Below are 19,204 nucleotides of genomic sequence, written 5' to 3'. Positions count from 1 at the left end.
CCGGCGGCGCCCCGGGGGCGTTAGATCGTCGTGATCCAGCCCTCGCCCAGGCCGGACAACTGAACATTGACCAGGGTCATTTGCCCGCCGCCGGTCAGGGTGATCACCGTGTCCCCGCCGACCTGCGCTGTGCTGTAGGTGGTCCCGGCCAGCAGCCCGACGCGATCACCCTCGGCGAAGTTGAAGTCGAGGACCCGGTCCTCGCCCCTGCCGCTGCCTGTCACATAGAGGTCCGCGCCGGCGCCGCCCGTCAGCGTATCGTCGCCGCGGTCGCCGAACAGGGTGTCGGCGCCCTCGCCGCCGGACAGAACATCATTGTCCTGACCGCCGTACAGGAGATCGGCTCCAGCGCCGCCCTCCAGAGTATCGCGGCCGACATTGCCCTGCAGGGTGTCGTTCCCCAGATCGCCGTTGAGACGATCATCGCCCTCGCCGCCGAGCAGCTGGTCGTTGTTCTGACCGCCGAACATGAGATCGTCGCCGCCGCCGCCGTCGAGCGTGTCGTGGCCGGTGTTGCCCTGCAAGGTGTCTTGGCCCAGGTCGCCGAACAGCAGGTCGTTGTCGGCGCCGCCGAACACCTGGTCGTCGCCCTTCCCGCCATAGACGCGGTCGTCGCCCGCATCGCCCCGCGCGGTGTCGTTACCGGCGTTGCCATGGACGAAGTCGGCGCCCTCGCCGCCGAACACGACGTCGTCGCCGTCGTCGCCGTAGACTTCGTCGTTCCCGCCGGCGGAGCCGACCGTGTCATTCCCGCCCCCGCCGTGCAGGACGTCGTCGTCAGCCCCCAGGAAAATGGTCTGGCTCGCGCCATCCCCCCAGACATGCTGCGAGCCCGCTCCGCCGGTCACGGTGGCGCTGCCGATGATGGCGGCGAATTCGACGTTCTGCAGTTCGATATGGACGCCCGGATTGGAGCGCCCGTCGATGACCAGCGCGGTCTGCGGTTGGCCAACCGCCTGCGGCTGGCCGCTGATCGTCAGCGGCTGAGCCCCCGGGGCCGCGTCGGCGCCCGTCGTGACGATGGTCTGCACCAGCAGGGGCGTGCTGGCGCCAAGACCATTCACAAAGTCCGTCCCGGCGCCGCCCAGTTGTCCCTGATCCTGCGAGCCGCTGTTGGTATGCGCCCTGATCTCGCGAATCAGGTCGGTCAGCGCATCGCCGGCCGGCTTCGGCTGGGCCGAGCCGCTCGCCTGCAAGCCGTAGCCGACGGGAACCTGCAGCGCGAGCAGGGCCTGGCCGGCGCCGTCCTTCACCAGCGGGATGTCGGCGACCGCGTTGTTCCCGACCTGCTCCACACGCCCGGCCTGGACCACCGGAATGGTCACGACCTGGTTCACCGAACCGTCCGGCGCCGTGCTGGTCTGAGTCTGCACCTGTGCGCCGTCCACCGTCGTTGTGACGGGCGGGGATGTCGGCGTGGGGTCGGGCGTCGGCGTAGGCGTAGGCGTGTTGTTAGTCACGCTTGTGACGGCGAGGCTCGCCGCGTCGGCGCCCCCTAGGTCCTGGATGGCGTTGACGTCGTCGCCGCCGGTCGGATCGGTATAGGCGACGGTGACCGCCGTCCCGGCCGTGACGGGCGAGGCCAGCGTCAGGGTGACGGTATGCGCCGCGCCATTGACTGCCACCGCCGTCACGGAAACCTGAACGCCTCCCGCCATGACGCTGAAGGCGCCTGCCGCAGGCGCATGCGCCGCGTCCAGCAGACCGGCGTCGGAATAGGTCATGACGAGCGTGGCGCCGTTGACGCTGGCGCTCACGAACACAGGCGCGACGGCGTCGACCAGCAAGCCGGTGGTCGATGGAAGGTGGCCGGTCAGCGACAGGTTGGCGTTGTTGCCGGAGCTGTCGCGGATTGCGCTCGTTCCCAGTGAGATCGCCCCGATCGCGACGCCGTCGGCGTCGTTGTCGCCCGCCTGCACCGTGTAGCTGTAGGTGATCGAGTTGGCGGTCTTGGACGCATACGCCGCGGAGCGCGCCGTGGCCCCGATGGTCAGGCCGAGCGTGCTGTCTGTCCCAGTGACGGTGACGTTCTCGTCGAAGGTGACGGTGAAACTCAGCGTCTCGCCCACGACGTAGGTGTCGTTGGCCGGAACGGAGATATTGCCGGTGACGCTCGGCACAATGGCGTCGACCAGCACGCCGGAAGTCGAGCCGACGCCGTTCAGGGTCAGGGCGGCGTCGTTGCCGGCCGCGTCGCGGATGGTCGAGCTCCCGAGCGACAGGCCGCCCACGGTGATGCCGTCGACGTCAGTCTCCCCGGCCTGAACGGTGTAGCGGTAGGTGGCTGTGCCGCCGCTGCTCGACAGGAAGGTGGCGCTGCGGGAGGCCGAGCCGACCGTCAGGGCGAGCGTGCTGTCGCCGCCGGTCACGGTCACGGACTCATCGAAGGTGACGGTGAAATCGAGGTTCTGGCCGGCGACGTAGGTGGCGTTCGCCGGCACGCTGACGCTGGCGACGCCCGGAGCGGTCGTATCGACCAGGACCCCCGCGGTCGACGGGATGTGGCCGCCGAGGGCCAGGTTGGCGTCGTTGCCGGCGAGGTCCTTGACCGTGCTCGTTTTCAGATTGAGAGCGCCGACCGCAATGCCGTTGGCGTCGGTGTCGCCCAACTGCACCGTGTAGGCGTAGGTGACCGAGTTGGCGGTGCTGGAAACGAAGGCCGCCTCACGCGCGGTGCTGCCGATGGTCAAGCCCAGGACGCTGTCGGTCCCGGTCACGGTCACGTTCTCGTCGAAGGCGACCGTGAAGCTCAGCGTCTGGCCGGGGCCATAACTGCCGTTGGCCGGCACGGCGATGGCGCCGCTGACCGAGGGCGCGCCGCCGTCGACCAGGACGCCTGCAAGCGACGGCACGTGGCCGCTGAGGTTCAGGTTCGCATTGTTGCCGGCGCCGTCGCGGATCGTGCCGCCGTTCAGCGAAATGCCGGTGACCGCGATGCCGTCGGCGTCGTTGTCACTCGCCTGCACCGTGTAGGTGTAGGTGATCGAGTTGGCCGTTTTGTATGCATACGCCGCGGTGCGCGCCGTGGCCCCGATGGTCAGGTCGAGCGTGCTGCCGGTCCCGGTCACAGTGACGTTCTCGTCGAAGGTGACGGTGAAACTCAGCGTCTGCCCCGCCACGTACATGCCGTCGGTCGGAACGGAGACGTTGCCGGTGACGCTCGGCACGGTGCCGTCGACCAGCACGCCGGAAGTCGAGCCCACGCTGTTCAGGGTCAGGACGGCGTCGTTGCCGGCCGCGTCGCGGATGGTCGAGGAGCCCTTCGAGAGCGCGCCCACGGTGACGCCGTCGGCGTCCGCTTCCCCGGCCTGGACCGTGTAGGTGTAGGTGATCGAGTTGGCCGTCTTGGACGCATAGGCGGCGGTGCGCGCCGTGGCGCCGATCGTCAGGGCGAGCGTGCTGTCGGTCCCGACGACGGTGACGTTCTCATCGAAGTTGACGGTGAAGCTCAGCGCCTGGCCGGCGACGTAGGTGGCGTTCGCCGGCACGCCGACGCTGGCGACTTCCGGGGCGGTCGTGTCGACCAGGACGCCCGCGGTCGACGGCACGTGGCCGCCGAGAGCCAGGTTGGCGTCGTTGCCGGCGCCGTCGCGGATGGTGGTCGCGCCAAGCGAGATTCCGCCGACCGCGATGCCGTTGGCGTCGGTGTCGCCCGCCTGCACAGTGTAGGCGTAGGTGATCGAATTGGCGGTCTTGGAGGCGTAGGCCGCGCTACGCGCCGCACTGCCGACGGTCAGGCCAAGCGTGCTGTCGGTCCCGACCACCGTGACGTTCTCATCGAAAGTGACGGTGAAGCTCAGCGTCTGGCCGGCGCCATAGCTGCCATTGGCCGGCACTGCGATGTTGCCGCTGATCGAGGGCGCCGGGTCCACCGTGTTGTTGGTCACGCTCGTGGAGGGAAGCGAGGCGGCGTCGTTGCCGGCGGCGTCCTGAATGGCGTTGGCGTCGTCGCCGCCGCTCGGATCGGTATAGGCCACCGTCACCGCCTGACCTGCGGTCACTGCGCTCTGCAACGTCAGCGTCACCGTCTTCGCGCCGGCGTTCACCGCCACCGAATTGACGTTGACTGAAGCGCCATCAGCCATAACCGCGAAACTGCCGGCGGCGGGCCCATTGACGGCGTCGAGGGTGTTCGCCTCGTTATAGGTCATCACCAGCGTGGCGCCGTTGACCGCCGCGGAAACGAAGGCGGGAGCAGTGACATCCGCCGGAGCGACGGCGATGTTGTCGATATGCAGATCCGAAGCGCCGTCGAACACGAAGCGGATTTCGTCGATGTTCGCATAGGCGCTGCTGAAGGTGAGCGTGCCGTAAGCACCGTTAAAATCGTTCAGCCCAAGCGCGTAGCTGACGCCCCCAGTGGAGTCGGACGCAGCCAGGTTGACCGCTTCCGGCGCGACGACCTGAACGCCATTGGAATAGGCTGCGATCGTCAGAGTCTGGCTAGCACCGGAATTCTGTCCAATCTTGAACGACTGCAACGCAAAGTTCGTCCCGTCGGCCGACTTCATCGTGTAGTTCGTGATGAGAGCGCCGTTGTAGTTGAGGACTACCGCACGGTCGCTCGCGCTACCCTCGTCATTGTTGAGCCAAACAGCGAATTCGTCTGAGGACGCTACGGCGTGATCTGCGGCGCTGCCGCTGGTGAACTGCCAGTTGCCTGCGGTCAGCGTCGTGGCGTTGACGGCATCGATCAGTCCCAGCCCGTCGAAGTTCTCGCTGCCGATAGCCAGCGTACCGGCGAAGGCATGTTGTCCCGCCGGAGTAATCGCGACCGAGGTCTCGATCGTTCCGATCTGTGTCTCCAGCACCCAGTCGCCGCCCGCGCCGGTCAGATCGTCCGAGGCGGCGATGTCAGCGCCGGTGGCGGCGGCCAGGGCCTGAATGAAGGCCGCGCCCTCGGGGCCTGCGCCGACTTCGCATCCCCACAGCTGGATGTCGCCGTCCAGCGCCAGCGCGCCGCCGATGGCGCCGAGCTCGCCGGCATAGGCGTCGATGTCGGCGGCACGCAGCGTGGCCGAGCCCAGCATCAGGACGCCGGCCTGGCCGTGTCCGACGATGTGGATCGCCGTGATGTCCGTCCGGCCCGCAAGCGCCTGCGCCATCTGCGCAAAGCCGTCGCCGCTGGCGTCGATCAGCACCACCTCGGCGCCCCGAGCCACTCCGGCGACGATGGTCTCATAACCCTCGACGCGGGTATCGACGAACACGACTTCAGACCGGTTCCCGGCCGCTACTTCCAAACTCAGCACGCGTCCCCCAGACCGACCCAAAACACAACGGCTGGTGGCGCCCCAGCCTCGGCAAGGTTTTACGTCCTGATTAAGATAGCCTTACCACGGGCGCGCTCCGGCCCATCGCGACGTTCCTTGTAGCGGAGCTTCAAAGGAGCCCGCTTTCGGCCTCGCGGCGAATGTCCGCTCCTGGCGCCCAGCGGACTTGGCCCCGGGCCCCCGACCTTTCGCCTTGTTCGAAAACCGTCGTTCTGTAACATCTCGCGGCGGAGGCGCGCGACATGTCCGACACCAAGACATTCGAGATCGCTGACGGCATCTACCGCTTTTCGACGGCGGTCAGCGGGATCGGCTCCGAGCCGTTCACGTTCAACCAGTTCCTCATCCTGGCCGACGCGCCGATGCTGTTTCACCTGGGGCATCGGGCGATGCATCCGTCGATCGCCGCCGCGGTCGAGCGGGTGACGCCGCTGGCCAGCATCCGATACCTGGGCTTCGGCCATGTCGAGGCCGACGAGTGCGGCGCGCTGAACGCCTGGCTGGCGGCCGCCCCACACGCCGAGGTGGTCCATGGCCAGACCGCGTGCATGGTTTCGCTGAACGACCTGGCCGATCGCCCGCCCCGGCCGCTGGCCGACCGAGAGACGATCGACCTTGGCGGCAAGCGCATGCGCTGGATGGACACGCCGCATGTGCCGCACGGGTGGGAGGCGGGCCTGTTCTACGAGGAGACCGGTTCGACCCTGTTCTGCGGCGATCTGCTGACCCACGGCGGCGACGGGCCGGCGCTTACCGAGAGCGACGTCGCCGGGCCCGCGATCGCGATGGAAGAGGTGTTCCACGCGATGTCGATGGCGCCCAACACCGGCGCGGTGCTGCACCAGCTCGCCGGCCTGGAGCCGACGACCCTGGCCCTGATGCATGGATCGTCGTTCCGCGGCGACGGCGCGGCGGCGCTGCGCGCGCTGGCGGCGCATTGCGCCGGCCAGTGAGCGGCGGGCGCGGAGGCTAGGCCGCCTGGCGTGAGGCCTGCGCTTGCTCGCCCTGCGCCGCCTCGACCGCCGGGGGTTGGGTGAGGATGCGCCAGGTCAGCCCGAACAGCAGCCAGAGCACCGGGGCGGTGAAGGAAAGGCCGGCGTTGCTGGCGTCGAGCGCGACGCCCGTGCCGTCGTCGTGCATCGCGGTCGACCACGCCAGGCCGTAGCCGCAGGCCAGCCATGTCAGGGCGAACCACGACATGAACTGCCGGGGCGTGCTGCGCGCGACGAGCTCGGGGAAGATGAAGGCGATCCCCACCCCGAGCACCGTCAGGTCGTAGTCGTAGCCGTACGGGCTGACGCAGACGGTCGCGGCGCAGGCCAGGGCGGCCAGGCGGTTGAACGCCAGGCCCTTGATGCAGGCCAGGCCCAGGATCCCCAGCGAGACGACGGCGCTCGCCGCCTGCAGGGCCATGGCCGCGGCGGGGGCGGCGCCGAGGCTGTGGGCGGCGGCGTAGACGGAGTTCATGCGGAAGAGCGGGTAGTAGCCGGCCGCCAGGAAGCGGCTGGCCTCGCCCACGGCGTCGCGGAAGTCGAGCCAGATCCCGAGGCCGTAGACCGCCGTGGAAATCGCCAGCAGGGCTAGTCCGACCGTCCCGGCGATGACGGCGACCGCCCATCGGCTACGCAGCAGCACGATCAGCCCGACGGCCACGGCCAGATGCGGCTTGATGATCAGCAGCCCCAGCGGCAGGCCGGCCACGCGCCGATTGTCGCGAAACGCCAGCAGGAAGGCGCCGATCAGCCCGGCGATGAGGAAGCCGTTCTGACCCGTGCGCAGGTTGAGCAGGATCGCCGGAGCGACGGCCATCACGACGCCGGGCAGCCAGGGCCCGGCGATGCGCCGAAGCACCCAGATGTAGAAGGCGAAGCTTCCGAGGGCGAACGCCAGGAACGCCGCGCCGATGGGGAGCCCCGCGAGCCCCTGCATCGCCAGCGTGAACGGCGGCGGGTAGGTCCAGGGCATGAACGCGGCGGTTCCCGCGATCTCCATCTGGGCGGCGAACATCGAGAGCGCGTGATAGGCCTCCGACACCCGGCCCTCGAGCGCCAGTCGGCCCGCGAGATGGAAGGCGTCGAAGTCGGTCAGCACCTTTTTCTGGCCGAGCAGCTCAGGGGCCTGAAAGCGCACCGAGGATATGACCGCGAGCAGAACGCCCAGCACGATCAGGGCCAGGAGCAGCAGCCGGCTGCGGCCGATCCCGAACACATTATGATTTCGGGCCACAGGCTCGTCCCTTTGACCGACGCTTTGTTCGCCAGGCCCCGGACCGTCGCGCCGACGTGCTGAACAGTCCCTTAAGCATCAGGCGAAATCTGCGGCGTTGCCTGAGACTGGCGCGACTGTAGTTCGGGAATCTCGACGGCCGCGCGCAGGCGCGGGGATGACGCGTGGTCGCGCCCGGCCCTGCTGCGGCGCTGAGGCTGGCTTTCCGCGTCCGCCCGCGCTAGCAGCCGCCCCCATGATCCGCCTCGACAACATCACCAAGCAGAACGGCCACCAACTCCTGTTCATCGAGGCGTCGATGGGCGTCCAGAAGGGCGAGAAGGTCGGACTGGTCGGCCCGAACGGGGCGGGCAAGACGACGCTGTTCCGGATGATGACCGGCCAGGAGCTGCCCGACGACGGGCAGGTCGCGATCGATGCCGGCATGACCATCGGCTATTTCAGCCAGGACGTCGGCGAGATGTCGGGCCAGAGCGCGGTCGCCGCGGTGATGGACGGCGTCGGTCCGGTCAGCGCCCTGGCCGCCGAGATGGCCAAGCTGGAGGCGGCGATGGTCGATCCCGACCAGGCCGACGAGATGGACGCCATCATCGAACGCTACGGCGAGGTGCAGGAGCGTTTCGAGGAACTCGACGGCTATGCGCTGGAGGCGCGGGCGCGCGAGGTGCTGGCGGGCCTGAGCTTCAGCCAGGAACGCATGGACGGCGACGTCGGCCTGCTGTCAGGCGGCTGGAAGATGCGCGTGGCGCTGGCCCGCATCCTGCTGATGCGGCCCGACGGCATGCTGCTGGACGAACCCAGCAACCACCTGGACCTGGAAAGCCTGATCTGGCTGGAGGCCTTCCTCAAGAACTATGACGGCGCGCTGCTGATGACCTCGCACGACCGCGCCTTCATGAACCGCATCATCGGCAAGGTGGTGGAGATCGACGCCGGTTCGCTGATCACCTATTCGGGCGATCTCGACTTCTACGACCAGCAGCGCGCGCTGACCGAGCAGCAGCGCCAGGCGCAGTACGAGCGCCAGCAGGCGATGCTGGCCAAGGAAATCAAGTTCATCGAGAAGTTCAAGGCGCGCGCCAGCCATGCCGCCCAGGTGCAGAGCCGGGTGAAGAAGCTCGACAAGATCGAACGCGTCGAGCCGCCGCGCCGCCGCCAGACCGTCCAGTTCGAGTTCCGGAGCCCGCCGCGGTCGGGCGACGACGTCGTCGCCTTGCGGGGCATCCACAAGGCCTATGGCGACCAGCCGATCTACGAAGGCCTAGACTTCCTGGTGCGCCGCAAGGAGCGCTGGTGCGTGCTGGGCGCCAACGGCGCCGGCAAGTCGACGCTGCTGAAACTGGTGGCCGGCGCAACCCAGCCCGACCAGGGCGTGGTCAACATCGGCGCCAGCGTGAAGATGGGCTACTTCGCCCAGCACTCGATGGACCTGCTGGACGGCGAAGAGACGATCTTCGAGTCGCTTGACAGTTCGTTCCCGCAGGCGGGCCAGGGCGCGCTGCGCACCCTGGCGGGCTGCTTCGGCTTCTCGGGCGACGACGTTGAAAAGCCCTGCCGGGTGCTGTCCGGCGGCGAGAAGGCGCGACTGGTCATGGCCAAGATGCTGTTCGACCCGCCGAACCTGCTGGTGCTCGACGAGCCGACAAACCACCTCGACATGGCGACCAAGGAGATGCTGGTCGCGGCCCTGGCCGACTTCGAGGGCACCATGCTGTTCGTCAGCCACGACCGCCACTTCCTGGGAGCGCTGTCGAACCGCGTGCTGGAGCTGACGCCCGAGGGCGTCCACCAGTACGGCGGCGGCTATACGGAGTACGTCGCGCGCACCGGCCAGGAAGCGCCGGGGCTGCACCCGGGCGGCTAAGGCGTGGGCGGCGAGAGCGTCCTGAGAATCGCGTCGGGGTCGGCGTCCAGCTTGCGGACCCGCTCGCTCCAGCGGTCGAGGGCGCGGTCGTAGTAGTCGAAGATGCAGGGATCGCAGCCGCGCCGGCAGCATTCGTCCTCGTGCGGACGGGTCGGCGGCGGAGGGATCGGGGCGACGCTCACCGGCGAAGGTCTAGCCGCCCAGCCCGGCGATGAACAGGCCCGGCGGCGCCTAGCCGCCCGCCGCCCCGGCCCGCATCAGGTCGCTGACCTTGAGCGCGGCCGGGCCGAGGATGACGATGAACAGCACCGGCAGGAAGAAGACGATCATCGGGATCGTCAGCTTGGCCGGCAGCTGGGCGGCCTTCTTCTCGGCCGCAGCGATGCGCATCTCACGGTTTTCCTTGGCCATGACCCGCAGGGCGGCGCCGAGCGGGGTGCCGTAGCGCTCGGCCTGGATCATGGCGGTGGTCACCGACTTGATGCCGGGATGGTTGGTGCGGCGGGCGAGGCCCTCATAGGCCATGCGCCGCTCGGGCAGATACGAGATCTCGGCCGTCAGCAGGGTCAGTTCCTCGGCCAGTTCGATCGAGTTGCCGCCGATTTCCTGGCTGACCTTCTGGATCGCCGCCTCGATCGACATGCCGCTTTCCACGCAGATCAGCAGCAGGTCGAGGGCGTCGGGCCAGGCGCCGACGATCGAGTCGCGGCGCTTGGTGGCGACATTGCTGATGAACACGTTCGGCGCGTAGTAGCCGGCGGTCAGGCCGACCACCGCGAAGAAGAAGCGGGTCATTGGCGGCAGGCCGAAATCGTTGACCAGGAACAGATAGGCCCCGACCACGATGAAGAACACGAACGGCAGGATGAACCGGAAGAAGTAGAAGGTGGACACCGGACGCGGTCCGCGGAAGCCGGCCTGGGCCAGCTTGTCGACCACCTGTGGATCCTCGAGCAGGCGCGAGAGCTGCAGCCGCTCGACGACCTTCTTGTAGAGGCCTTCGTCGACGTGGCGCAGAGTGCTCTGGCCGCGGGCGCCGGCCAGGGCTTCGCGAGACTTGCGGCGCAGCTCCTCGCGGCGGGTCGACACCGACTTCAGCCGCGCCTCGAGATTGCGGCGGTCCATCATCGGCATGGCGATGGTCACGATGGTCGCGAAGCAGACCACCGCCACGAAGATCGTCAGCAGGTTGGCCGGGTTGGTGAGCGCCTCGACCATGCCGTCAGAGCCTGAAGTTGATCATCTTGCGCATCGAGAGCACCCCGAGCGACATCCAGAAGGCGCCGATCATCAGCATCACGCGGCCGCGCGGATCGGTGAACAGCGGGCCCATGTAGTCGGGCGCGGTGATGAAGATCAGGATGGCCACGGCGGGCGGCAGACTGCCGATGATCGCCGCGGAGGCGACGGCTTCGGCCGACAGCGCCTTGACCTTCTCGCGCATGAGCTTGCGAGAGCGGATGACGGTCGAGAGGTTGCCCAGCGCTTCGGCCAGGTTGCCGCCGGTCTTGGCCTGGATCGCCAGCACGATGGCGAAGAACCGGACCTCGGGCGTCGGCATCTCGGCGTGCATCTTCTCGAGCGCCTGATCGACGGTCATGCCCATGCCGATGCTCTCGACCAGGCGGTTGAACTGGCCAGCCAGCGGCTCTGGCGCCTCCTTGCCGATGACCCGCAGACTGTCATGCACGGGCAGGCCCGATTTGATGCCGCGCACGACGATGTCCATGGCGTCGGGAAAGGCCTCGGTGAACTTCTTGATCCGCGACTTGGCGATCGCCCCGACCACCCAGCGCGGCAGGCCGAGGCCGGCGGCGAAGGCCAGGCCGAAGGCGATCAGGGGCATCTTGGTCACGGCCCAGGCGATCAGCAGCACCACGAGGGCGAGACCGCCGCTGATCATCCAGAAGGAGCTGACCTTCATGCCCAGGCCCGCCTGGCGCAGTTTGGAGGAGATGCTGAGCAGCGCCTTCTTCTGCTCGCGGTCCTGGTCCTTGAGGGTTTTCAGGATCTGCTTGCGACGCTGTTCCTGGGCGGTGGCCGCCGGGCGGCGGCGGCCCGCCTCGCGCGCTTCGTCGCCGCCGACCAGGGCCTGGGCGCGCTTCAGGGTCTTGGCGTCGGCGGTCGAGCCGCCGGCCAGAGCCAGGCCGACGCCGGCGATGGCGACGAAGCCCAGAACCGCGATCAGCAGCGTCAGCAGCATCGGCTACTCCGCCGCATCGAGGGCTTCGGCGAGTTCACGCTCGAGGCCGTAGTAGCGGGCCCGATCCCAGAAGCGCGGCCGGGCGATGCCGGTCGAGCGGTGGCGGCCGAGGACCTTGCCGTCGGCGTCGTCGCCGGTGATCTCGTAGACGAACAGGTCCTGGGTGATGATCACGTCGCCTTCGAGCCCGACGACCTCGGTGATGTGGGTGATGCGGCGCGAGCCGTCGCGCAGGCGTGCGGCCTGGATGATCACGTCGACCGAGCCGACGATCATCTCGCGGATGGTCTTCGAGGGCAGGCCGTAGCCGCCCATGGTGATCATCGATTCCATCCGGCTGATCGCCTCACGCGGGGAGTTGGCGTGCAGCGTGCCCATCGAGCCGTCGTGGCCGGTGTTCATGGCCTGGAGGAGGTCGAAGGCCTCCGGGCCGCGGACTTCGCCGACGATGATCCGTTCCGGTCGCATCCGCAGGCAGTTCTTGACCAGGTCGCGCATGGTGATCTGGCCCTGCCCCTCGAGGTTCGGCGGGCGGGTCTCCAGGCGCACGACGTGCGGCTGCTGCAGCTGCAGTTCGGCTGCGTCCTCGCAGGTGATGACCCGCTCGGAGGGGTCGATGAAGGCGGTCAGGGTGTTAAGCAGGGTGGTCTTGCCCGAGCCCGTACCGCCGGAGATGACCAGGTTGCATCGGCACGCGCCGATGACCCCCAGAACCCGCGCCCCTTCCGGGCTGATGGAGGCGTACTCCACCAGGTTCTTCATGGTCAGCTTGTCCTTCTTGAACTTCCGGATGGTCAGGGTCGGACCATCCAGCGCCAAGGGCGGAGCGATGACGTTGACGCGGCTGCCGTCGGGCAGGCGCGCGTCGCAGATCGGCGAGCTTTCGTCGACCCGGCGGCCGACCTGGCTGACGATCCGCTGGCAGATGTTCATCAGCTGGGCGTTGTCGCGGAAGCGGACATTGGTCAGCTGCACGCGGCCGGCGACTTCGATGAACACCCGCCCGGCGCCGTTGACCATGATGTCGGCGATGTCGTCGCGGGCGAGCAGCGGCTCCAGCGGCCCATAGCCGAGAACGTCGTTGATGATGTCCTGGACGAGGGTGTCCTGCTCGGCCACCGACATCGAGACGTTCTTGATCGCCACCAGCTCGGCGACGATGTCGCGGATCTCCTCGGCGGCCTGCTTGGTGTCGAGCTGGGCCAGCTGGGCCAGGTCGATCGTGTTGATCAGGGCGTTGAAGATCGTGGTCTTGGTGGCGTGATAGTAGTCGCTCTGCTCGCGCACGACCTGGGTCGTGGGCGCAGGCCCCTGGGCGGCGCGCAGCTGCTCGAAGCCCAGCGTCGGCTTGGGCCCAGCCGCCGGCTTGGCGGCGCGCTCGGCCGGCGGCGGCGTCTGCACGGGGGCGCTGGGCGCAGCGGCCGGCTCGATGCGCTGCGGACGCGTGGCGATCGCCGGGCCTTCGGCGGCGGGGGGCGGCGCCTGGCGCGGCGCCTGCGACCCGCCTTGTGTGGGACGCTTGCCGAACATCTACTTCTTCTTGAACAGGCTGGAGAGCAGCGAGGCCTTCTGGACCTGCGGCGGCTCGCGCCGGGCGATCTGCTGGGCCAGCTGGTCGAGGCCCTCGGCGGACTTCGACTTGGGGCCGACCTCGCTGATCATCTGGCCGTTGTTGGCCGCCTGGCCGAACAGCTTGGGATCGAACGGCAGGCAGAGAGCCGGGGTGAGGTCCAGCGCCTCCCCGAAGTCCTTGACCGGGATTTCCGGGCGGCCGGGCACCCCGACCTGGTTCAGCACCAGGCGCGGCGGGGCGTCGTTGGGCCGGGCGCGGCGCACGAGATCGACGATGTTCTTGGCGTTGCGCAGCGAGGCGAGGTCCGGCGTGGCGACGATGACCAGATCGTCGGACGACAGCAGGATCTTGCGCTTCCAGGCGTTCCAGACGTGCGGCAGGTCGAGCACCACGAAGGGCGCGGCGCTGCGGATCTTCTGGGTCACCTCCTCGAAGGCCTCGGCGGAAATGTCGTAGTCGCTGTCGAGCGTCGCCGGGGCGGCGAACAGCGACAGGCGGTCCGAGCAGCGGGCCATCATCCGGTCCATCAGCACCGGGTCGAGGCGGTCGGGCTGGCCCAGCGCGTCGGCGACGCCCTGCAGCGGGTCCTGGTTGAAGTCGAGGCCGGCGGTGCCGAAGGGCAGGTCGAGATCGACCAGCACAGCGCCGGTCTGCAACCGCTCGCTGATCGAGTAGGCGACGTTGTGGGCGACCGTCGAGACGCCGGCCCCGCCCTTGGCGCCGCAGAAGGCGATCTGGCGGCCGATGAACGGCGCGGAAGGATCGGCGTAGAGGCCGGTGGCGGTGCGCACGATCAGCAGCGGATTGAGCGGCGGGACCAGATACTCCGACACCCCGCGGCGCATCAGCTCGCGATAGAGGGCGATGTCATTGGCCGAGCCGATGACCACCACCTTGGTGCCGGGGTCGCAGACCTCCGCCAGGCGGTCGAGCTGGGCCAGGAGCACCGAGGCCGGGTCGGCGCTCTCGACCATGACCAGCGAGGGCGTGGCCTCATTCTGATAGGCCTCGACGGCGGCGGGCAGGCCGCCCATGCGCACGGCGACGACGCCGCGCTCCATGCGGCGGTCGGCGGCGGCGACCTGCGCGAACTCGGCGGTCTCCGGGTTGGCGCAGTAGATGTGAACGGTGATGCGCGGAAGGCTGGCTTCACCGAAGGCGGCTTCGGCCCCCGCGATCATGTCGTGCACGGGATTGGCGGCCGGCCGCTCCGGCGGCAGCGGCGGCACGGCCGGCGCGCCGCCGAACTCGTCGTCGGCGGCCTCGAGGCGGGCCTCGCCGCGAGCGCTCTCGCGTACGGGCGGCAGGTCGGCGAAGGGATCGCCGAAAGGATCGGCCGCGGCGGCCGGCGGGCTATCGCGCCAGGATTCGTCCTGAGTCGTGGCGAACTCGTCGTCGGCGTCGAAGTCTAGGTCGAAGGGATCGTGACCCTGCTGCGGCTTCATTTACTTCACCACCTGCGACACCGCTCCGGTCGCCTGACTGTCGCGCGCCGAGGCCGTGATCTCGCCCTTGCGGTACTTGTCGAGCACGACGGCGCGGCGTTGCGCGTCAGCCGGATCGATCGCCGCCGGCCCCAGCAGGTCGGACGGGTTGGCGATCTGGGCGGCCATGTTGGCGGTCACCGAGCAGCCGAACTGCGACTGCACCTGATTGGTCGCCGACTTCGAGATGTTCTCCCACTGCAGGCCGCAGGTCGGCACGGACACCGTGTAGCCTTCGCGGCCGACGATCAGCGGCGCGGCGACGTCGCCCTTGGCCTCGTAACCCTGGACGCGAACTTCGGCGCCGTAGCCGGCGAGCATGGCGCGGGCGCCCTCGGTCGCGCGCGAGACCATCGCCGGGTCCGGTCCGCCGACCGGCGCACGCAGGGTGATCGGGCCCCGCGAGCCCAGCCGCCAGTCGCCGGCGAACCCGGCCAGGGCGTCCTGCTGGGTCTGCGAGAGGCCTTGAGCGTGGACCGCGAGATAGATCTCCTGCGCCTGCGGCCTCACGTCCGCGGCCCAGAGCTCAGTCGGGGTGAGAGCCGCCTCTGCGCGGGTCGGCTCGGGCGCAGGGCGCGGGATGGCGGCGCAGGCGCCCAGCGCGGCGCCGGCGAACAACAGGACGGAAAGGCGAAGTGCGCTCATTCGATCACGTAGCCGTGCGGCCCCTGATAGCTGCGCCCCGATTGCGCCTGGGGATTGGCGTTGTAGGCCTTGATCAAGGACCCCATCAGCACGGTGGACGGGTCGTCGGCGATCTTCAGTCCGTCGACCGGCGTCTGCAGACGGCCAGGGCTCACAGCCTCGACGATGTAAGGGGTCACCAAGATCACCAGCTCGGTCTCGCCGGCCAGATAATCGCGCGAGCGGAACAGCGTGCCGAGCACCGGCAGGGTGGTCATGCCCGGGAGGCTGTCGATGTTCTGCTTGGTCTTCTCCTGCAGCAGACCGGCGATCATCATCGAGCCGCCGGACGGCAGTTCGACGGCGGTCTCGGCGCGACGGACGGTCAGGGCCGGAATGGTGAGCGCCGCGCTCGTTCCGGGCGTGCTGAGGGAAAACGCGCCCTGGCTGGTCAGTTCGGAGACCTCGGTAGAGACCTTCAGGGAGATGCGGCCCGACGACAGCACCACCGGGGTGAAGCCGAGACCGACGCCGAAGGGCTTGAACTCGACGGTGACGCCGCCGTCCTTGTCCTGAGCGACCGGAATCGGGAATTCGCCGCCGGCCAGGAACTTGGCCGACTCGCCGGAGACGGCGCTGAGATTCGGTTCGGCCAGGGTGCGGACCAGGCCGACCCGCTCGAACGCCTTGATCGTCGCCTCGCCCTTGTTCAGGCCGGGGCTGCCGGCGGTGTCCTTGAGGGTGGCGGTGTTCCAGTTCGAAGCCTGAGTCGCATCGCGGACCACGACATCGCACATCTTGCTCGTGTCGAACGTACAGGGGAACTGCATCACCGGCTGCTTGGTGGTGTTGGTCTGCCAGCCGCCGGTGATGCCGCCGAGCAGCGAGCCGTTAACGCCGAAGCCGGCGATGGTGCCGAACTGGTACTGGGTCTCGCCAAGCTGGCCGAGCACGGCGTTGAGGTTGAAGCCCAGCTGCTTGATGACGTTGCGCTGCATCTCGACGATGCGCACTTTGAGCATCACCTGATCCTTGCCGGCGACGCCCAGCATGTTGATCACCTGCTCGGGCTTGGCGACCGCGGCGCGGGCGATCTGCAGGGCCTTGTCGGCGTCGGCCAGGTTCGGCACCTGGCCCGAGAGGATCAGGCTCTCGTTCATCGAATCGACCTGGACGCGGGCGCCGGGAACGATGCGGTTGATGGTCTGGGCGACGGCGGTCGGGTCCTGGTCGACGCGGATGTCGAGCGCCAGGATGCGGCGGCCGGCGGAGTCGAAGAACACCGCGTCGGTGGTGCCGCTCTTCAGGCCGAGGATGAAGATCCGCCGCGGCGAGCGCAGCATAGCGTCGGCGACGCCGGGATTGGTCACCAGCACGTCGCGGACGTCGACCGGCAGTTCGATGATCGCCGACTTGCCGGTCGGCAGGTTCAGCGCTTGGGACGCGGTCCCGCCGGTGAGGTTGACGCGGACCACGGCCGACTGGGCGGCGAGGCCGGCGGCCATCGCCGGGGCGGCGGCCTCGGAGGCCTGGGCGAAGGCCGCGCCCGGCGTCAGGGCGGCGGCGAAGGCGGCGAGCGCGATGAGGGTGCGGCGCAGCGTCATGGATTGGCGACCTCGGTGACCTGCCCGGCGCGGAACACACGCACGCCCTGGGCGGAGGCGCGGCTGGCGACGCCGCGGCCCGGCGCGCCGCCGATATCGGCGTAGGAACGGAGAGCGAGCTGCATCTCGCCCTGGGCTTTGCCGCGGGCGATGACCTCGACGTCCCCAGCAGGAATTTCGAGGGTGGCGACGCCGCCGACGATGGTGCGGGCGTCCTTGGCCGGCTCGATGTTCTGGTCGATGGCCAGGACGCGGACGTTGCGCATCAGCACTTCGGTCAGCATCGTCTTGGAACCGCCGTTGGAATCGGTGCGGCTCTGCAGCACGTCGACCCGATCGCCCGGCAGGATGAAGCCGCCGGCGGCGGTCTCGGCGTTGATCGGCACCGCCATGGCCCGCATGCCCGGCTGCAGCACCACGGCCATGAAGCCGCTCTGACCGGCGCGAACCACCTTGCGGGCCACCACCGGCTCGCCCGCGGCCAGGGCTTCCTTGACGATGGCGCCTTCGAAGGCCTGCATCGGGCCTTGCGGCATGACCATGTCGTTGGCGACGCGAGCCGCCTTCTGGACCGCTTTGTCGGGCATCTTGGCCGGCAGGGCCGGCGCGCCGCCGTCGGTGACGAAGGCGGCGTTGAGCGCATCGGCGGGCCAGGGCTGCCAGCCAAGATCGGCCGGGGTCAGGCGGGTGCCGATCGGCAGTTCGCGCTTGGCGACCAGGACCTGGACGACGGGCTGCGCCGGCGCGGCGGCGGCGACCGCTTCAGGCCGCTTGGGCGTGACCATGCCGCGCACGATGAAGGCCAACCCAATGGCGGCGATCGCGGCGACGACCAGCAAGGCGATACGGGCTGAACCCATGGTCGGTGCTCAAGGCTCCGCGCAAGCGGATGACGGGCGAGTGCGCCGCGGTCCGCGGGCGCACGCGATTCGGTCGACCGGCGTTTTGCCGGCAGGGTCTGTTTGCGCGGCCCATGGTTAACGCGGCCTAAAGCTACGTTTAGAAACCAGGCCAGGCCTGCATCAGCGGCGAGTCCGCGAAGGTCGCCAGGGCTCCGGCCGCGATCGCCACGCCGTATGGCACCGCCTCCTCGGGATCGGCCAGGCGGCCGAACCAGGCCGGGCCGCTGAGCACGTAGGGCCGCAGGATCGGCGAGCGCAGGCTGATCAGGGCGAGCGCGAGGGCGCCGCCGGCCAGGCCGGTCATCACTAGGTAGGAGAGCGCCGCGGGGGCGCCGAGCCAGAGCGCGGCGGCCGCGAACAGCTTGGCGTCGCCGCCGCCGATCCAGCGCAGGGCGAACATGACGATGCCGACCGCCAGCGCCGCACACCCGACCAGCAAATGCGTCCCGATAGCCGCGGGCGCGAGACCGACCAGCAGCGCCGCCGGGAAGAAGGCGACGATCAGCAGGCCGGAGATCCAGTTGGGGATGGTGAAGCTGGTCAGGTCGCGCAGCGCGCCGACGATCACCAGCACCGGGAAGAAGAGCAGCAGCGCGGCCTGGAGGAGCGTGATCATTTCTCAATCGGTCCGGAACTTTTGTTCACCGGCACTGTGCGCCTGCAGCCGTGAATGGATGATTGAAAAGAAAAAGGGCCGCTGCGAGAGCGGCCCTTTTCTTATCGATCCCGGTCCCTTCCCTAGGGAAGCGACTGGGGAAAGGCGTTGGCGACGGTCTGCAGAGCTCCCGTCAGCGCGGTGGTCAACGGCCCGAGGGCGGCGACCAGAACGACGCTGATGAGCGCCGCCATCAGAGCGTACTCGATAGCAGTGGCGCCCGACTTTTGAACGCTGAACCGCTTGAGAAATTTTCTCATCTCGAACCCTCCCGGCAGCCGTGCGCGGAACGCCTTCAGAACGGCCTAACCGCGGCGGCTCTCGCCGCCGCGGTCGCCGGTGAGGCTTACTTGCCTTCCAGAGTCTTCTGGATGCCTTCGAACGAGTTCTTCAGACCCGAGCCCAGGAAGCCCATGGCGGTGACCAGGGCCACGGCGATGAGAGCCGCGATCAGGCCGTATTCGATGGCGGTGGCGCCAGATTCGTCCTTCAGGAAGCGCGAAACGAACTTCGACATGCTCGATCTCCTTTTGTTTAGCGAGCAGATTGTTGAGGCATCAAACCTTTTTGGTCTGCTCGCCCCGAAACGCAGGATGACTTTCGCGCATTTGGCTTAATTGGCAGTAAACAGTCATGTATAAACGCCACTTTACCTATGGTTTACTTGCGTTTACTGTAAATATCGATTAACCAAGAGGCCAGAATCGGGTGTTTTCGGCGTTTCGACATAATGATTCTCGCGCACGCGAGGGGCCGAAAGTTCAGGCTTTATTGACCATTCCAATCGAGTCTCCGC

Annotated in this window: 15 protein-coding genes; 2 read left to right on the top strand and 13 right to left on the bottom strand. The window is 68.5% G+C overall.

The window, feature by feature from the left end:
* Nucleotides 1-20: 20 nt before the first annotated feature.
* Nucleotides 21-5,210: a DUF4347 domain-containing protein gene (locus GGQ61_RS19230; RefSeq protein ID WP_183776398.1), complete on the bottom strand. Its 5,190-nt coding sequence runs from the start codon at nucleotides 5,208-5,210 to the stop codon at nucleotides 21-23.
* Nucleotides 5,211-5,515: 305 nt separating this feature from the next.
* Between GGQ61_RS19230 and GGQ61_RS19225 the strand changes: the two genes are divergently transcribed.
* On the top strand, nucleotides 5,516-6,226 hold the full coding sequence (locus GGQ61_RS19225; RefSeq protein WP_183776396.1) for an oxygen-binding di-iron domain-containing protein: 711 nt from the start codon (nucleotides 5,516-5,518) through the stop codon (nucleotides 6,224-6,226).
* A gap of 16 nt (nucleotides 6,227-6,242) precedes the next feature.
* On the opposite strand, the gene GGQ61_RS19220 is transcribed toward GGQ61_RS19225, so the two are convergent.
* Nucleotides 6,243-7,499: a glycosyltransferase 87 family protein gene (locus GGQ61_RS19220; RefSeq protein WP_183776394.1), complete on the bottom strand. Its 1,257-nt coding sequence runs from the start codon at nucleotides 7,497-7,499 to the stop codon at nucleotides 6,243-6,245.
* Between the two features lie 235 nt (nucleotides 7,500-7,734).
* Between GGQ61_RS19220 and GGQ61_RS19215 the strand changes: the two genes are divergently transcribed.
* Entirely contained in the window at nucleotides 7,735-9,363 is a 1,629-nt protein-coding gene (locus GGQ61_RS19215) for an ABC-F family ATP-binding cassette domain-containing protein (RefSeq protein ID WP_183776392.1), read from the top strand.
* On the opposite strand, the gene GGQ61_RS22330 is transcribed toward GGQ61_RS19215, so the two are convergent.
* The 11 genes from GGQ61_RS22330 to GGQ61_RS19160 all read right to left on the bottom strand — a co-directional run bounded on the left by GGQ61_RS22330 (nucleotide 9,360) and on the right by GGQ61_RS19160 (nucleotide 18,925).
* Nucleotides 9,360-9,545 (bottom strand): oxidoreductase-like domain-containing protein, encoded by a 186-nt coding sequence (locus tag GGQ61_RS22330; protein ID WP_221221144.1) that lies wholly within the window; start codon nucleotides 9,543-9,545, stop codon nucleotides 9,360-9,362. The two genes, GGQ61_RS19215 and GGQ61_RS22330, sit on opposite strands and share 4 nt — an antisense overlap.
* 49 nt (nucleotides 9,546-9,594) lie before the next feature.
* On the bottom strand, nucleotides 9,595-10,581 hold the full coding sequence (locus GGQ61_RS19205) for a type II secretion system F family protein (RefSeq protein ID WP_183776390.1): 987 nt from the start codon (nucleotides 10,579-10,581) through the stop codon (nucleotides 9,595-9,597).
* 4 nt (nucleotides 10,582-10,585) lie between these two features.
* Nucleotides 10,586-11,563: a type II secretion system F family protein gene (locus GGQ61_RS19200; protein WP_183776553.1), complete on the bottom strand. Its 978-nt coding sequence runs from the start codon at nucleotides 11,561-11,563 to the stop codon at nucleotides 10,586-10,588.
* Between the two features lie 6 nt (nucleotides 11,564-11,569).
* Nucleotides 11,570-13,096, bottom strand: a complete 1,527-nt coding sequence (locus GGQ61_RS19195; protein WP_183776388.1) for an ATPase, T2SS/T4P/T4SS family — start codon at nucleotides 13,094-13,096, stop codon at nucleotides 11,570-11,572.
* Nucleotides 13,097-14,584, bottom strand: a complete 1,488-nt coding sequence (locus GGQ61_RS19190; protein WP_183776381.1) for a CpaE/TadZ family protein — start codon at nucleotides 14,582-14,584, stop codon at nucleotides 13,097-13,099.
* The gene (locus GGQ61_RS19185; protein WP_183776379.1) at nucleotides 14,585-15,268 is read right to left on the bottom strand and encodes a CpaD family pilus assembly protein; all 684 of its coding nucleotides are present in this window, start codon (nucleotides 15,266-15,268) and stop codon (nucleotides 14,585-14,587) included.
* Nucleotides 15,265-16,851: a type II and III secretion system protein family protein gene (locus GGQ61_RS19180; RefSeq protein ID WP_183776377.1), complete on the bottom strand. Its 1,587-nt coding sequence runs from the start codon at nucleotides 16,849-16,851 to the stop codon at nucleotides 15,265-15,267. Before GGQ61_RS19180 ends, GGQ61_RS19185 begins: the two co-directional genes overlap by 4 nt.
* A complete protein-coding gene (gene cpaB / locus GGQ61_RS19175) occupies nucleotides 16,848-17,711 on the bottom strand; it encodes a Flp pilus assembly protein CpaB (protein ID WP_183776375.1) in 864 nt (287 codons plus the stop codon). The genes GGQ61_RS19180 and cpaB overlap by 4 nt, the downstream gene beginning before the upstream one ends.
* A 139-nt stretch (nucleotides 17,712-17,850) precedes the next feature.
* A complete protein-coding gene (locus GGQ61_RS19170; RefSeq protein WP_183776551.1) occupies nucleotides 17,851-18,366 on the bottom strand; it encodes a prepilin peptidase in 516 nt (171 codons plus the stop codon).
* Between the two features lie 125 nt (nucleotides 18,367-18,491).
* Nucleotides 18,492-18,668, bottom strand: a complete 177-nt coding sequence (locus tag GGQ61_RS19165) for a Flp family type IVb pilin (protein ID WP_183776373.1) — start codon at nucleotides 18,666-18,668, stop codon at nucleotides 18,492-18,494.
* Between the two features lie 86 nt (nucleotides 18,669-18,754).
* Nucleotides 18,755-18,925, bottom strand: a complete 171-nt coding sequence (locus tag GGQ61_RS19160) for a Flp family type IVb pilin (RefSeq protein WP_183776371.1) — start codon at nucleotides 18,923-18,925, stop codon at nucleotides 18,755-18,757.
* Between the last annotated feature and the right edge of the window lie 279 nt (nucleotides 18,926-19,204).

Source organism: Phenylobacterium haematophilum, from assembly GCF_014196295.1.
GTDB lineage: Bacteria > Pseudomonadota > Alphaproteobacteria > Caulobacterales > Caulobacteraceae > Phenylobacterium > Phenylobacterium haematophilum.
The sequence above is the reverse complement of the archived record's forward strand: the minus strand, read 5'-3'. Positions and strand labels throughout refer to the sequence as shown.